General features: G+C 68.1%; 10 protein-coding genes. 5 read left to right on the top strand and 5 right to left on the bottom strand.

Annotated elements, in window-relative coordinates; all coding sequences use genetic code 11:
- Positions 1-24: 24 nt before the first annotated feature.
- Together AC1D0A_RS02290 and AC1D0A_RS02285 are read right to left on the bottom strand one after the other, a co-directional pair.
- Positions 25-1815, bottom strand: a complete 1791-nt coding sequence (locus AC1D0A_RS02290) for an ABC transporter ATP-binding protein (RefSeq protein ID WP_476945247.1) — start codon at positions 1813-1815, stop codon at positions 25-27.
- Between the two features lie 134 nt (positions 1816-1949).
- On the bottom strand, positions 1950-2729 hold the full coding sequence (locus tag AC1D0A_RS02285; RefSeq protein ID WP_459384816.1) for a trans-aconitate 2-methyltransferase: 780 nt from the start codon (positions 2727-2729) through the stop codon (positions 1950-1952).
- A 155-nt stretch (positions 2730-2884) separates the two neighbouring features.
- Here AC1D0A_RS02285 and AC1D0A_RS02280 point away from each other — a divergent pair, with 155 nt between their 5' ends.
- The 3 genes from AC1D0A_RS02280 (at position 2885) to AC1D0A_RS02270 (ending at position 7451) form a co-directional block, all read left to right on the top strand.
- Complete coding sequence (locus AC1D0A_RS02280) at positions 2885-5431, top strand: DEAD/DEAH box helicase (RefSeq protein WP_476945103.1); 2547 nt, start codon at positions 2885-2887, stop codon at positions 5429-5431.
- Positions 5432-5524: 93 nt separating this feature from the next.
- Positions 5525-6073 carry an N-acetyltransferase family protein gene (locus AC1D0A_RS02275; protein WP_476944051.1) on the top strand — a complete coding sequence of 183 codons (549 nt, stop codon included), beginning with the start codon at positions 5525-5527 and terminating at the stop codon, positions 6071-6073.
- Positions 6074-6092: 19 nt separating this feature from the next.
- Positions 6093-7451: an alpha/beta fold hydrolase gene (locus tag AC1D0A_RS02270; RefSeq protein WP_476945246.1), complete on the top strand. Its 1359-nt coding sequence runs from the start codon at positions 6093-6095 to the stop codon at positions 7449-7451.
- Between the two features lie 146 nt (positions 7452-7597).
- Here the strand turns inward: AC1D0A_RS02270 and AC1D0A_RS02265 are convergent, their stop codons facing one another.
- From AC1D0A_RS02265 to coaE, 3 genes are all read right to left on the bottom strand, one after another.
- Positions 7598-8626, bottom strand: coding sequence for a TerC family protein (locus tag AC1D0A_RS02265; RefSeq protein WP_028276830.1), 1029 nt, complete (start codon positions 8624-8626; stop codon positions 7598-7600).
- 163 nt (positions 8627-8789) lie between these two features.
- Entirely contained in the window at positions 8790-10871 is a 2082-nt protein-coding gene (gene uvrB / locus AC1D0A_RS02260) for an excinuclease ABC subunit UvrB (RefSeq protein WP_476944538.1), read from the bottom strand.
- A gap of 40 nt (positions 10872-10911) precedes the next feature.
- Positions 10912-12213: a dephospho-CoA kinase gene (gene coaE, locus AC1D0A_RS02255; protein WP_476944539.1), complete on the bottom strand. Its 1302-nt coding sequence runs from the start codon at positions 12211-12213 to the stop codon at positions 10912-10914.
- Between the two features lie 22 nt (positions 12214-12235).
- On the opposite strand from coaE, the gene AC1D0A_RS02250 reads away from it, so the two are divergent.
- Together AC1D0A_RS02250 and AC1D0A_RS02245 are read left to right on the top strand one after the other, a co-directional pair.
- The gene (locus tag AC1D0A_RS02250; protein ID WP_476945102.1) at positions 12236-12937 is read left to right on the top strand and encodes an IMPACT family protein; all 702 of its coding nucleotides are present in this window, start codon (positions 12236-12238) and stop codon (positions 12935-12937) included.
- A complete protein-coding gene (locus tag AC1D0A_RS02245) occupies positions 12921-13682 on the top strand; it encodes a GNAT family N-acetyltransferase (protein WP_476945101.1) in 762 nt (253 codons plus the stop codon). Before AC1D0A_RS02250 ends, AC1D0A_RS02245 begins: the two co-directional genes overlap by 17 nt.
- Positions 13683-14221 lie beyond the last annotated feature (539 nt).

The following is a 14221-nucleotide window of genomic DNA, read 5'->3' as shown; positions in this document are numbered from 1 at the left end:
CGGCGCGGTGTGCCCGCGCGCGGCTCACGGGGCTTCCTCCAGCACCAGCTGGGACGCGGCAATTTCCTGGTAGCTGGGCGAGGACTCCATGAGTTCGCTGTGCGTGCCCTGCGCGACGACCCGGCCGGCCTCCAGTACGAGGATCAGCCCGGCGTCCACGATTGTTGACACCCGCTCGGCCACGATCAGCACGGTCGCCGAGCGCAGCAGCGGCTCGACCGCCGCCCGGAGCCTGACGTCGGTGCCGTAGTCCAGAGCCGAGAAACTGTCATCGAAAAGGTAGGCGGGGGCCCGCTTGAGCAGGGCCCGCGCGATGCACAGGCGCTGCCGTTCGCCGCCGGAGAAGTTCGTGCCGCCCTGGCTTACGGGCGTGTCGAGCCCGAGCGGCAGGGCGCGGACAAAGTCGGCGGCCTGGGCAGCTTCGAGCGCCTGCCATATTTCGGGCTCGTTCGCGGCGGGCGCCCCGAACCGGAGGTTCCCCGCGACCGTGTCCGCGAACAGGTAGGACTGCTGCGGGACTATTGCGATCAGGCCGCGCAGGACGTCCAGGGGCATCGCCCGCACGTTCTCCCCGCCGATGCTGATCTCTCCGGCCGTCGTGTCGAGGAAACGGGGCAGCAGGTTCAGGAGTGTCGTCTTGCCGCTGCCGGTCGCGCCGATGATCGCCGTCGTGGTACCGGCCCTGGCGGTGAAGGAGACGCCGTCCAGCACGGGTGCTTCGGCGCCGGGGTAGGCGAAGGACACGTTCCGGAACTCGACAGCGCCGGAGCGGCCGGGGGCGCCGGCGACGGCGGCCGCACCGGCGGTGCCCGCCACACCGGCCCCCCCGGGTGGAATGGTGGCAGGGCCGGCCCCGGCGGGAACGGCCGGATCCGCGATGGCCGGTTCCGTGTCCAGCACCTCGCGGATCCGTTCCGCGCAGGCCGCCGCCCGGGGGGCGGTCATGAAGACGTACATCGCCATCATGATGGCAATCAGGATCTGCAGGATGTAGGCGATGAACGCCGTCAGCGCCCCCAGCCGCATTTCGCCGGCGTCGATGCGATGGCCGCCGAACCACACCACGAACACGGACGAGATGTTGACCACGAACATGATCATCGGCATCATCGCCGCCACGAGGAGAGCGGACTGCAGATTGTTCCGGGTGAGGTCCTTGTTGGCTTCATCGAACCGGCGGACCTCGTGGTCCTGCCGGACAAAGCCGCGGATGACATTCGCACCGATGATCTGCTCCCGCAGCACCCGGCCGATCCGGTCCAGGAGGCCCTGGCCCTGGCGGTACAGGGGAATCAGGCGGCGGACGATCACCGTCATGATCACCGTCAGGACCGGGATCACCACGACCACAATCCAGGACAGCACCACGTCCTGGTGCACGGCCAGCACGATGCCGCCGATGAAGATCGCCGGCGCGGCAATCAACATGATGAATATTAGGACAGCGAGGTTTTGGATCTGGGCGACGTCGTTGGTGGCCCGGGTCACGAGGCTGGGCGCACCGAAAAGGCCCACCTCCTGGGATGAGAAGGACTGCACCTTCGCGAAGAGCTCCCCGCGCAGCTGGCCGCCGATCTCCATGGCGACCACGGCGCCCAGATATCCGGCCGCGACGGCCGTGATCACCTGGACGGCAGCGATTCCGGCCATCCAGGCCCCGAGGTGGAGGATCTCCCCGGTGTCCCCGCCGATGATGCCGTCGTCGATGATCGCGGCATTCAGGGTGGGCAGGAGCAGGTTGGCGGTGGCTTGCACGAGCTGCAGCACGACGATGGCCAGCACGGTCCCCTTATGCGCGGACAACAGCCGCGACATCAGGCCTATAAGCACTGAACCTCCATTACTAGCCCAGGGCCCGGAATGGTGATCAGCCTAACGGCCGCCCCACACCGCCACGTCATTGTAAGCCCCATTCAGGAGTGCTTCGTGTCATGCGGCAGACACGCCGCCTACCCGGTTTTCTGCGCCACCGCGAACGTGCGGCGGAACGGGAAGACCGTCCCGTGCCGGCCTGCCGGATATGCGTCGTCCAGCCGTGCCGAATACTCGGCCTCGAACTTCCTGGCCTCGTCGTCGGGGAGGGCCGCGAGGACCGGCCTGAGTCCGGTGCCGCGGACCCACTCCAAAACGGGGTTGGCGCCCGGGAGCAGCTGAAGGTACGTGGTCTCCCAGGCGTCGGCGGCACAACCGGCGTCGAGCATGATCTCCAGATATTCCGCTGCCTCCCCCACCACGTCGTCGTGGCGGAGCACCCCGGCGAGCCGCCCCGCCCAGGCCGGGGAATCGGCCAGCTCCCGCATCAGGGTGTGCGACGGGGCGTTGAAGTTCCCCGGCACCTGCAGCGCGAACCAGGCGCCCGGTTTGAGGGCATCGAGCCATAGGGGCAGGAGCTTTCGGTGGCCGGGCACCCACTGCAGGGCCGCGTTGGTGACGACGACGTCCGTGTCCCCGGACGGCAGCCAGTGCTCAATGTCGGCCAGCTCGTAGGAAAGATTGGCCGCCGCGGCTGCGTGGTCCTTGGAAGTGGCCAGCATTTCCGGCGACGAATCCAGACCCACCACCTGCGCGCCCGGCCAGCGGTCCGCGAGCGTCGCGGTCAGGTTGCCGGGACCGCAGCCGAGGTCCACCACGTGCCGCGGGGCTTCGGCGTGAATCCGACCGGTCAGATCAAAAAATGGTCTGTCCCGGTAGTCCCCGAACTGCACATATTTCTCCGGATCCCACTTCATGGCTGCCTCCAGTTCCCGGCACATTGTCCTAACCGAAGCCTAGTCCCGGCCCGTGGGCCAGCCAAGGAAGCCGCCTGCGCTGCGGGCGGCTCACGGCGCGCGCCTGCACTGCGTGCGGTGCCGCGGCTACCACACGGGCACTAAGCTGGACAGCAATGAAACTCGTTGATCAGCTCCCCGCCCCGGCCGCCCGTATCCCCGGCAGGACGGGCCTGGACCCGGACGAGCTCTACACCCGGTTTGTCGAGTGGACCGAGACCCGCGGCCTTGCCCTGTACACGGCCCAGGACGAGGCGATCATGGAGCTGGCTGCCGGCTCAAACGTCATCCTGGCCACCCCGACCGGGTCCGGGAAATCCCTCGTTGCCATCGCCGCGCACTTCCAGGCCATGGCCCGCGGGCAGCGGAGCTACTACACCGCCCCGATCAAGGCCCTCGTCTCGGAAAAGTTCTTCGCCCTCTGTGAGATCTTCGGCGCCGACAACGTTGGCATGATCACCGGCGACTCCGGCGTGAACCAGGACGCCCCGATAATCTGCTGCACGGCCGAGATCCTGGCCAACATCGCCCTGCGTGAAGGTTCTGCGGCGCAGCTCGGTGCCGTGATCATGGACGAGTTCCACTTCTACTCGGACCCGCAGCGCGGCTGGGCGTGGCAGGTGCCGCTGCTTGAACTGCCCCAGGCGCAGTTCCTGCTGATGTCGGCGACGCTCGGCGATGTCAGCCGGTTCGAGGACGGCCTCAGCGACCTGACCGGCCGCACGACGACGACCGTCAGTTCCGCGGAACGCCCCATCCCGCTGCACTACTACTACGAACAGGCGCCGGTGCACGAGACCCTCGAGGAGCTGCTCGCCACCAAGCAGGTCCCGGTCTACGTGGTCCACTTCAGCCAGGTCGAGGCGATCGACCGGGCCCAGAACCTGATGAGCATCAACGTCTGCACCCGCGAGGAAAAAGACAAGATTGCCGAGCTCATTGCCGGGTTCCGCTTCGCCGCAGGCTTCGGCAAGACCCTCAACCGCCTGGTCCGGCACGGGATCGGCGTTCACCACGCCGGCATGCTGCCGAAGTACCGCCGGCTGGTCGAACAGCTTGCCCAGGCCGGCCTGCTGAAGGTCATCTGCGGCACGGATACGCTCGGGGTGGGCATCAACGTGCCCATCCGCACCGTGCTGCTCACAGCACTGAGCAAATACGACGGCGTCCGCACCCGGCTGCTGAACTCCCGTGAGTTCCACCAGATCGCCGGCCGCGCCGGCCGCGCCGGCTATGACACCGCAGGAACCGTTGTGGTCCAGGCCCCGGAGCACGTGACGGAAAACGTGAAGGCGATGGCCAAGGCCACGGCCAAGTTCGGCGACGACCAGAAGAAGCTGCGCCAGGTGGTCAAGAAGAAGCCCCCGGAAGGCTTCGTGTCCTGGGGCGAACCGACGTACAAGCGGCTGGTCGAGTCCGTTCCCGATCCGCTGACCTCGAGTTTCACCGTGACGCATGCGATGCTGATGAACCTGATGGAACGCCCCGGCGACCCGTTCCAGGCCGCCCGCCGCCTGCTCACCGAAAACCACGAGACCCGTCCGGCCCAGCTGCGGCTCATGAAGAAGGCCCTGGGAATCTACCGCGAGCTGCTCGCGGCCGGCGTCGTGGAGCGGATCCCGGCCGCGGAGCAGGGTGCCGACGGCCGCACGGTCCGGCTCACGGTCCATCTGCAGGCAAACTTTGCCCTCAACCAGCCGCTGTCCCCGTTCGCGCTGGCGGCGCTGGAGCTGCTGGACCCGGAGTCGCCGTCGTACGCCCTGGACGTGGTGTCGGTGATCGAGGCCACCCTGGAGAAGCCGCGGCAGATCCTCTCGGCACAGCAGAAGAAGGCGCGCGGCGAGGCGATCGCGGCGATGAAGGCCGACGGCATCGAGTACGACCAGCGGATGGCGATGCTCGAGGAGGTCACCTACCCGCAGCCGCTCGCCGAGATCCTCGGCGAGGCCTTCGACGTCTACCGCAAGGCCGCGCCGTGGATCGGCGACTTCGAGCTCGCGCCCAAGTCCGTGGTCCGGGACATGTACGAGCGCGCCATGAACTTCGGCGAGTTCGTCCAGTTCTACGGCCTCGCCCGCTCGGAGGGGATCGTGCTGCGCTACCTCGCCGACGGTTTCAAGGCGCTCCGCCAGACGGTCCCGCAGGATGCCCTCCGCGAGGACCTGGAGGACCTCATCGCCTGGCTGGGCGAACTGGTCCGGCAGGTGGACTCCAGCCTGCTGGACGAATGGGAAGAGCTCACTTCCGGCGCGGCGCCCACACCGCATGACGCTCCCCCGCCCCCGCCGCCGTCGCTGACCTCCAACATCCGGGCCTTCCGGGTGATGGTGCGCAACGAGATGTTCCGCCGCGTGGAGCTGTTCGCCGATGAGGCCGCCACCGCCCTGGGCGAGCTCGACGCCGGCTCCGGCTGGGACGCCGAGCGCTGGGAAGATGCCCTCGATGACTACTTTGATGAGCACAACGACATCGGCACCGGACCGGATGCCCGCGGTCCCGGGCTGCTGATCATCACCGAGGAACCCGGGGTGTGGAAGGTGCGGCAGATCTTCGATGACCCCGCCCGCAACCACGACTGGGGCATCTCCGCCGACGTCGACCTGGCGGCCTCGGACGAGTCCGGGACCGCCGTCGTCCGCGTCACGGACGTCAACCGGCTCTAAGCGGGACGGCACGGGGGCGGGACGGCACGGGGGCGGCCGTCGCCGGCGCCGGTACCCCAGCCTGGGCCATCGCGCCGCGGGTAAACTCGGACAATGAGTGTAATCCGGCCTGCCACGGCGCATGACGTTCCTGCCATCCTGCAGATGATCCACGACCTCGCCCTCTACGAGAAGGAACCGGACGCCGTCCGGAACACCCCCGGGATGCTTACCGAGGTCCTCTTTGGCGAGCATCCCAAGGTCTTCGCCACCATGGCGGAGAACTCCGCGGGCGAGGTCCGCGGCTTCGCCCTCTGGTTCCTGAACTACTCCACGTGGGAGGGCGTCCACGGGATCTACCTCGAGGACCTCTACGTCCGGCCGGAGGCCCGCGGCGAGGGCCACGGCAAGGCACTGCTGCAGCACCTGGCGGCGACCGCCGTTGACCGGGGCTACGCGCGCGTCGAATGGAGTGTCCTGGACTGGAACGAGCCCTCCATCAACTTCTACAAGAAGCTTGGCGCCCTGCCGATGGAGGAATGGTCCACCTTCCGCCTCACCGGAGCGGCGCTGACGGCCTTCGGCGACCGCCCGGAAGTTGCCGGCGCCGGCTCCCCCGCCGGCTCCAGCTCGGGTTCCCGCGAGGCGGCAACCCGTGGCTGATCTCCCAATGACGGGGCTCATGGGAGCCTCCCTGCTGGAGACTGCCTCCAGCGACGGGCGCAAAATTCCGCACAGCGTCCGGGCGCGCCACACCTACCGGGGAATGCGGACCGCGGAACACTACTTCCAGGTCCCCCTGGACCACTTCAGCGAGGCGGGGCGCCGCGGCGAAACCATCTCCGTGTTCGCCCGCGAATACGTGTCCACCGAACACAGCGAGGCAGAGGCCGCCGGGCTGCCCTGGCTGCTTTTCCTGCAGGGCGGTCCCGGCGGGCGTGGAAACCGGTTCCCGTCGCTGGGTGGCTGGAGCAAGGCCGCCGCCAAGGACTTCCGGATCCTCATGCTGGACCAGCGCGGCACCGGCCTGTCCTCGCCCGTCGACCGCAACACGCTGCCGCTGCGCGGCACCGACGCGGAGCAGGCTGACTACCTGACGCACTTCCGCGCCGACTCGATCGTCGCCGACGCCGAAGCCATCCGGGCGGCCCTGGACTCGGCCCCGTGGACCATCTACGGCCAGAGCTACGGCGGATTCTGCGCGCTCAGCTACCTGTCCTTCGCCCCCGAGGGGCTGCGCGAGGTCCTCGTGACGGGCGGGCTGGCCCCGCTGGGCGGCTCCGCCGACCGTGTGTACCGGGCCACGTTCCAGCGGGTCGCGGCCCGGAACGCCGAATACTTTGACTGGTATCCCGAGGACCGGGCCATCGTCACCCGGATCGCCCGGCACCTGCGGGAAACGGAGGAGGTCCTGCCCGACGGCGGCCGGCTCACGGTCGAACGGTTCCAGATGGTGGGCTCGTTCCTGGGCGGCAACACCCGGGTGGACGCACTGCACCACCTGCTCGAGGACGCCTTCGTGGCCACACCGGGCGGCGACCGTCTCTCCGACGCCTTCCTGGAGCAGGTCAGGGGCCTCGTGTCCCGGGCCGCGAACCCGTTGTACGCGTTGATGCACGAATCCATTTACGGCCAGGACGGTGCCACGAACTGGGCCGCCTGGCGCGTGCTGGAGGAATTCCCCGAGTTCCGCCCCGACGCCGGCGAACCGCTTCTGACCGGGGAAATGGTGTACCCCTGGTATTTCGAGCAGGACCCGGCCCTGCACCCGCTGCAGGACGTGGCCCGGCTCCTGGCCGAAAAGGACGACTGGGCACCCCTCTACGACCCGGAGCGACTGGCGCTGAACACCGTGCCCGTCGCCGCGGCCGTCTACACCGACGACATCTACGTGGACCGGGAGCTGTCCCTGGAGACGGCGGCCGCGGTCCGGGGCCTGCAGGTCTGGGAAACCGGAGACTTCCACCACGACGGCATCGCGGACGACGGCGAGGCGATCTTCGGGCGCCTGCTGGGGATGGCCCGTTCCGCCCGACGGTGACCCGGCCGCAGCCAGGCACGGGGCCGATGGCGCCCGGCTTAGCAGGTACGGCTTAGACAGGTACGGCGCCGGACCCGTGAGGGTCCGGCGCCGTACTGCTATGCGCCGCGGGGTGTGTCCTGCACTCTCACCCCGGCAGTTTGGTTCTAGTCGACGTCGCTCAGACTCTTGCGGGAGTCCTCTTCCAGCCGGGCATCCAGCTTCGACTTGGACGCCTTGGAGCTCATCAGGCTGGCGACCACCGCGACGACGATGGTGCCGATGATCACACCGAGCGAGACGTAGGTGGGGATCTCGGGCGCCCATTCGATGTGCTGGCCGCCGTTGATAAAGGGCAGCTCGTTGACGTGCATGGCGTGCAGGACGAGCTTCACACCGATGAACGCGAGGATCACGGACAGGGCGTGCTTGAGGTAGATGAGCCGGTTCATGAGGCCGCCGAGCAGGAAGTACAGCTGGCGCAGCCCCATGAGGGCAAAGATGTTGGCGGTGAAGACGATGAAGGCGCTCTGGGTGAGGCCGAAGATGGCCGGAATGGAGTCGACCGCGAAGAGCAGGTCCGTCATGCCGATGGTCACGAAGACGATCAGCATCGGGGTGAACACCTTCTTGCCGTCGACGACGGTGCGGAGCTTGCCGCCGTCGAACTTCTCGGACATCGGCAGGACCCGGCGGATCCGGGCGATCAGCGGGTTTTCCTTGTCTTCCTCGTCCTCGCCCTCGTCCTGGGCCTGCTTCCAGGCGGTCCAGAGCAGGAAGGCGCCGAAGATGTAGAAGACCCAGCTGAACTGCTCGATCACGATCGCGCCGAGCATGATGAAGATGCCGCGGAGGATCAGGGCAATGATGATGCCCACCATGAGCACTTCCTGCTGATACTTTCTCGGTACCGAGAAGCGCGCCATGATGATGATGAAGACGAACAGGTTGTCGATGCTCAGGCTGTATTCGGTCACCCAGCCGGCGATGAACTGGCCGCCGAATTCCGGGCCGGTGAAGGCGAACATGGCGCCGGCGAAGACCAGGGCCAGGGCCACGTAAAACGCGACCCACAGTCCGGCTTCTTTCATGGAGGGCTCATGCGGGCGTTTGAGGACCATCAGCAGGTCGATGGCCAGAATGACGCCGAGGACGACAAACGAGCCGATCTCGAACCACAGGGGAAGCTCGGGCACGGGGGAAATACCTTTCGTAGGGTACAGCTCAGCGGTGTAAGTCTCTCCGACCGCCGCCGCATAACGCTGCCTGGCTGCCCGCTACGCCCGGCGCGGCATCGTAGCCGTGCGTGTTGACGATCGTAGCGTTTGGGATACTCCCCTACGTTTGACCGAGTTTACCCTAGGCGTGCCCCGCGGATTGCATTTGCCGCAGTTCCTTCTTCAATTCCCCCACCTCGTCGCGCAACCGGGCGGCCAGTTCGAACTGCAGCTCCCCCGCTGCGGCGTGCATCTGTTCGGTCAGCTGTTCGATCAGCCCGACGAGGTCCTCGGCTGGCGCGGCGGCGAGCCCGTCCGCACGGATGAGCGCGGTGCCCTTGCCCTTCCCGCGGTTCTTCCCGGCCGCGGCCAGCAGCTCGCGGGTATCCGCGTCTTCCTTGGCCAGCTGGTCAGTGATGTCCGCGATCTTCTTCCGGAGCGGCTGGGGATCGATCCCGTTCTCCGTGTTGTACGCCACCTGGATGGCGCGGCGGCGGTTGGTCTCGTCGATGGCATGGGCCATCGAGTCGGTGATCCGGTCCGCGTACATGTGCACCTGGCCGGAGACGTTCCGGGCGGCACGCCCGATGGTCTGGATCAGGGACGTCGAGGAGCGCAGGAAGCCTTCCTTGTCCGCGTCCAGGATGCTGACCAGCGACACCTCCGGGAGGTCCAGGCCTTCACGGAGCAGGTTGATGCCGACGAGGACGTCGAAGACACCCATCCGCAGTTCGCGCAGGAGTTCTACGCGGCGGAGGGTGTCGACGTCGGAGTGCAGGTATTCCACCTTCACGCCATGGCCCAGCAGGTAGTCCGTCAGGTCCTCGGCCATCCGCTTGGTCAGGGTGGTGACCAGGACCCGTTCGTTCTTCGCGGTGCGGGTCCGGATTTCGCCCAGCAGGTCATCGATCTGCCCCTTCGTGGGCTTGACGACAACCTCGGGGTCGATCAGGCCGGTGGGGCGGATGATCTGCTGGACGAAGCCGTCGGACTTGCCGAGCTCGTACTTGCCCGGCGTCGCGGAGAGGTAGACCGTCTGGCCCACGCGGTCCTGGAACTCGTCCCATTTGAGCGGGCGGTTGTCCATCGCCGAGGGCAGCCGGAAGCCGTGGTCCACGAGGTTCCGTTTGCGGGACATGTCGCCCTCATACATGGCGCCGATCTGCGGCACGGTGACGTGGGACTCATCGATCACCAGGAGGAAGTCATCCGGGAAGTAGTCGATCAGGCAGTGCGGCGCGGTCCCGCGGGCCCGGCCGTCGATGTGCGAGGAATAGTTCTCGATGCCATTGCAGAACCCCATCTGCTGCATCATTTCCAGGTCATAGGTGGTGCGCATCCGGAGCCGTTGGGCCTCGACCAGCTTGTTCTGGCTTTCCAGCACGGCGAGGCGCTCGGCCAGTTCGTCTTCGATCCGCTTGATCGCCCGGCCCATCCGTTCCGGACCGGCGACGTAGTGCGAGGCGGGGAAGACGTACATTTCGTTCTCGTCCCGGAGCACCTCGCCGGTCAGCGGGTGCAGGGTCTGGATATTTTCGATCTCGTCACCGAAAAACTCGATCCGGATCGCCAGTTCCTCGTACATCGGGATGATTTCCACGGTGTCCCCGCGGACCCGGAACGTGCCGCGGTGGAAGTCCATGTCGTTGCGGGTGTACTGCATGGAGACGAACTTCCGGAGCAGGTCGTCACGGTTCATCTCAGCCCCCTTGCGGAGGGTCACCATCCCGGCGATGTATTCTTCCGGGGTGCCGAGGCCGTAGATGCAGGAGACGGTGGCAACCACGATCACGTCGCGGCGGGTCAGCAGCGCGTTGGTCGCGGAGTGGCGGAGCCGTTCGACTTCCTCGTTGACGGAGGAGTCCTTCTCGATGAAGGTGTCCGTCTGGGCGACGTAGGCCTCCGGCTGGTAGTAGTCGTAGTAGGACACGAAGTATTCCACCGCGTTGTTCGGCAGCAGTTCACGGAATTCGTTGGCCAGCTGCGCGGCGAGGGTCTTGTTCTGCACCATCACCAGGGTGGGGCGCTGGACCTGCTCGATCAGCCAGGCTGTGGTCGCGCTCTTACCGGTACCGGTGGCGCCGAGCAGCACGACGTCTTTTTCACCGTTCTTGATGCGCTCGGTCAGTTCGGCGATGGCAGCCGGCTGGTCACCCGCCGGCTGGAACTCGCTGATCACCTCGAAGGGCGCCACGACACGGTTGATTTCCTGGGCAAGACTCATGTACCTAATCTACCGCCGGGCTGTGACAGGATGCCCTGATTCAGCTTTGGGCAGTACCGGGGTCGGCGGCAGGCGCCGTTGCGGTGGCGCCGCCGGCGGTGCTTTCACCGGCGTCGTCTGCTCCGGCGTCGTCCGCGTACGACGGCGGTTGCCATCCCGTGCGCTGCACCCACGCTTCCATCCGGGGCCAGGCATACTCGGTGAACCAGCCCTCCTTGTCGGCCGCGTAGCCGGCGGTGGACTTGTCGACGCCGTGCAGCCCGGCGACCCGTTGCTTTTCGGCGACATAGTCCGCCCGGGCTTCGGGATCGGCGCGCAGCCAGTCACGGAAGCACAGCGCGTACCGCCAGCCCGGCGAGCCGGCCGCGCGGAGGTGGAGATTCACCGGCCGGCCGGGGTCGGCGTTGCCGTGCAGCCTCTTGCCCCAGTCAGCAGGGTCCGGGTGCGAGGGCTTCGGGTTGTCGGCGATGATGCCGGGCCAGCGCGGGAATCCTGCGTCGGCCAACAGCGGCGCGATCCGGTCCGCGGCGTCGAGGTCCCGGACGCTGAGTTGGAGGTCGATCACATCTTTGGCGTCGAGGCCTGGGACGGCCGTGGACCCGAGGTGGTCGAGGGCCAGGACATCCTGCGGGACCGCTGCCCGCAGCCGGGCGATCAGCCGGGCGGCCTGCGCTGCCCAGGCCGGATCGGCCGGGGCGAGGACCGGCCCCGCCGTCCGCGGGGCGATCCTTTGCTCCTTGAGGTTCAGTGCGAACGGCCTCAGCCGCTCCTCCCACACCGCGTCGACCGTGTGCCGGAGGTCCTCCGGGGTGCCCGAGTTGTCCAGCACGACGTCCGCGGCGGCCAGCCGGTCCTCGCGGCCCGCCTGGGCTGCCATCCGGGCGCGCGCCTCGTCGGCGGTCATGTTGCGGTGTTCGGCCATGCGGCGGACCCGGACGTCGTCGGGGGCATCCACCACGACCACCAGATGGAAGTTCTTCCCTTGCCCGGTTTCGACCAGGAGCGGGATGTCCTGGACCACGACGGCGCCGGCCGGGGCGGCGGCGACCATCGCCGCGGCGCGCTCCCGCACCAAGGGGTGGACGATGCCGTTCAGCACGGCCAGGCGCTCCGGATCACCGAAGACCAGGGCACCGAGCCGGGCCCGGTCCAGCCGGCCTTCCGGGGTCAGGACGGCAGCACCGAAGGTCTCCACCACACTGGCCAGCCCGGGCGTACCAGGTTCCACGACCTCCCGGGCCAACGCGTCGGCGTCGACAAGCACTGCTCCAAGGTCGCGCAGGCGCGCGGCAACCATGGACTTCCCTGAGGCGATTCCGCCGGTCAACCCGATCTTCAACACCTCACCAGACTAAACTGAACCGGTGGCAGATGCGGCGGAATCCCCCGAGAGCAGGACGGCCGTCTACACCACCCCTGCCGCAGGGCCCGGGTTTCGGCACGAAATCGAGGTCAAGCGGTCCCGTTTCATCACCGTGCTGGCCCGCACGGCGGACGAGGCCGCCGCCCGGGCCGTCCTGGGCAGCTTGCGCCGGGAATTCCATGACGCCCGGCACCACTGCTTCGCCTTCGTGCTCGGCCCCGACCGGGACATCCAGCGGTCCAACGACGACGGCGAGCCGTCCGGCACCGCGGGCATCCCCATGCTCGAGGCGCTGCTGAAGCGGGAGACCGCACCCGGCGTCGCCGATCTCAGCGACGTCGCCGTCGTCGTCGTGCGCTATTTCGGCGGCATTCTCCTGGGTGCCGGCGGCCTGGTGCGGGCCTATTCCGAATCGGTGTCCGGAGCGCTGGACCTCGCTCCCCTCGTCCAGCGCCGCCGGCTGCGCATTTGCTCTGTGCCCGTACAGCACGCCGTGGCCGGGCGGCTCGAGAACGATCTGCGCGCCGCGGGGTATGTCATGGCCGAAACCCGTTACGAGGCGCAGACTACTGTCCTGAGGCTGGCGCTGCCGGATGATCCGGAAGAACTGGTCCGGGCCGCGGACCGCGTGGCCGCCATGTCGGCCGGCAGCGCGTCGCTGCTGCCCGGAGAAACGGAGTGGATCGATGTGCCCATCAGCTGAGCCCGTGCCCGCGGTCGCGCTGCTTGACGTCAGCGAGGACGTGCTCGAACAGCTCCTGGAACTTGCGCTCCGGGACGCCGACGCCGACGAGGTCACCCCGCCGCTGGGCACGACCGCCGGCTGGAACACCGACCGGATCAGCTGGTTCCGCGAATTCCACCGCGCCGCCTCAGCCGGCCTGGACGGTCCCGCGGGGCAGAAGACGTGGGCCATCAGCTGCGACGGGCAGATGGCAGGGTCCGTGCGCCTCAGGCGGATGGACCCTGAGCCGGCGGCAGCGGATGAGGGCTGGGCCGGTGGTGGCGCCGGGGCTGTTGGTGCCGCCGGGGCTGGGCCAGGTGGCGGCGGGGCTGGGCCAGGGGGTGGCGCCGGGGCTGTTGGTGCCGCCGGGGCTGGGCCAGGTGGCGGCGGGGCTGGGCCAGGGGGTGGCGCTGGGGCTGTTGCGGGGGGTGGCGGCTACGCCGGGCCGAGTGATGGCGCCGAAGCTGGTGCAGGTGGCGGCCGGGCGCTGGAAACCGGCATCTGGCTCGCCCGGAGCTTCCGCGGCCGGGGTGTGGGCCGCGAGGCGCTGCGCCTCGTAAAGGCTCGCGCCGCGTCGGCCGGGGCAGCCGTCCTGGTGGCCGAGACGACGGCCGGCAACGTGGGAGCCCTCGCGTTACTGAAGTACGCGGGCGCCGAACTGGTGACCGGTGCCGCCTCGCAGACGCATACGGTGCCGGTCATAGCGAAGATCCCGCTGCGCTGACGGCATGGCATCCGGGGCCGGTTCCGGGCTCCCTCCCACCACTGGACATGCCCTCCGTCGTCAGCGCCTGGCTGCCGTCACGGAGCCTACATTCCATGGCGCGGCCCAGTGCCTGTCCTGACAAGCAGGAAGCGCGTGCAACGGCAGCCCGGTGCCCAGGGCCAGGAATGGGCATGTCCGGCGGCCAACGCACGATGCGGGCACCCGGCGCTGGACATATCCCGCGCCCAGGGCCAGGACTGGGCCGAATCCGCAAATGTCCACGGCCCGGCTCGAAAAACGGGCATGTCCCCGGAGGGAGGGCTTCAAAAGTGGGCATGTCCCCGGAGGGAGGGCTTCAATAATGGGCATGTCCGGTGGTCCGGGCAACCGCGGCTCATGTCCGGCGCCAGGGCATGGCGGGGCCTCCCCGCACTGGACATGTCCCGCGAACGGGGCCAGGACTGGGCACAATCCACAAATGTCCACGGCCCGGCTCTAAGAATGGGCATGTCCCCCGGAGGGAGGGCTTCAAGAATGGACATGTCCCCGGAGGGAAG

Source organism: Arthrobacter sp. P1_D4, assembly GCF_056406115.1.
This window is presented reverse-complemented; position numbering and strand designations above follow the sequence as displayed.

Bases quoted from the DNA above. Each gene is read 5' to 3' on its own strand.
- AC1D0A_RS02280 (WP_476945103.1), top strand. From the start codon at position 2,885: ATGAAACTCGTTGATCAGCTCCCCGCCCCGGCCGCCCGTATCCCCGGC.
- AC1D0A_RS02275 (WP_476944051.1), top strand. From the start codon at position 5,525: ATGAGTGTAATCCGGCCTGCCACGGCGCATGACGTTCCTGCCATCCTG.
- uvrB (WP_476944538.1), bottom strand. From the start codon at position 10,871: ATGAGTCTTGCCCAGGAAATCAACCGTGTCGTGGCGCCCTTCGAGGTG.
- AC1D0A_RS02290 (WP_476945247.1), bottom strand. From the start codon at position 1,815: ATGTCGCGGCTGTTGTCCGCGCATAAGGGGACCGTGCTGGCCATCGTC.
- AC1D0A_RS02270 (WP_476945246.1), top strand. From the start codon at position 6,093: ATGGGAGCCTCCCTGCTGGAGACTGCCTCCAGCGACGGGCGCAAAATT.
- AC1D0A_RS02245 (WP_476945101.1), top strand. From the start codon at position 12,921: ATGTGCCCATCAGCTGAGCCCGTGCCCGCGGTCGCGCTGCTTGACGTC.
- AC1D0A_RS02285 (WP_459384816.1), bottom strand. From the start codon at position 2,729: ATGAAGTGGGATCCGGAGAAATATGTGCAGTTCGGGGACTACCGGGAC.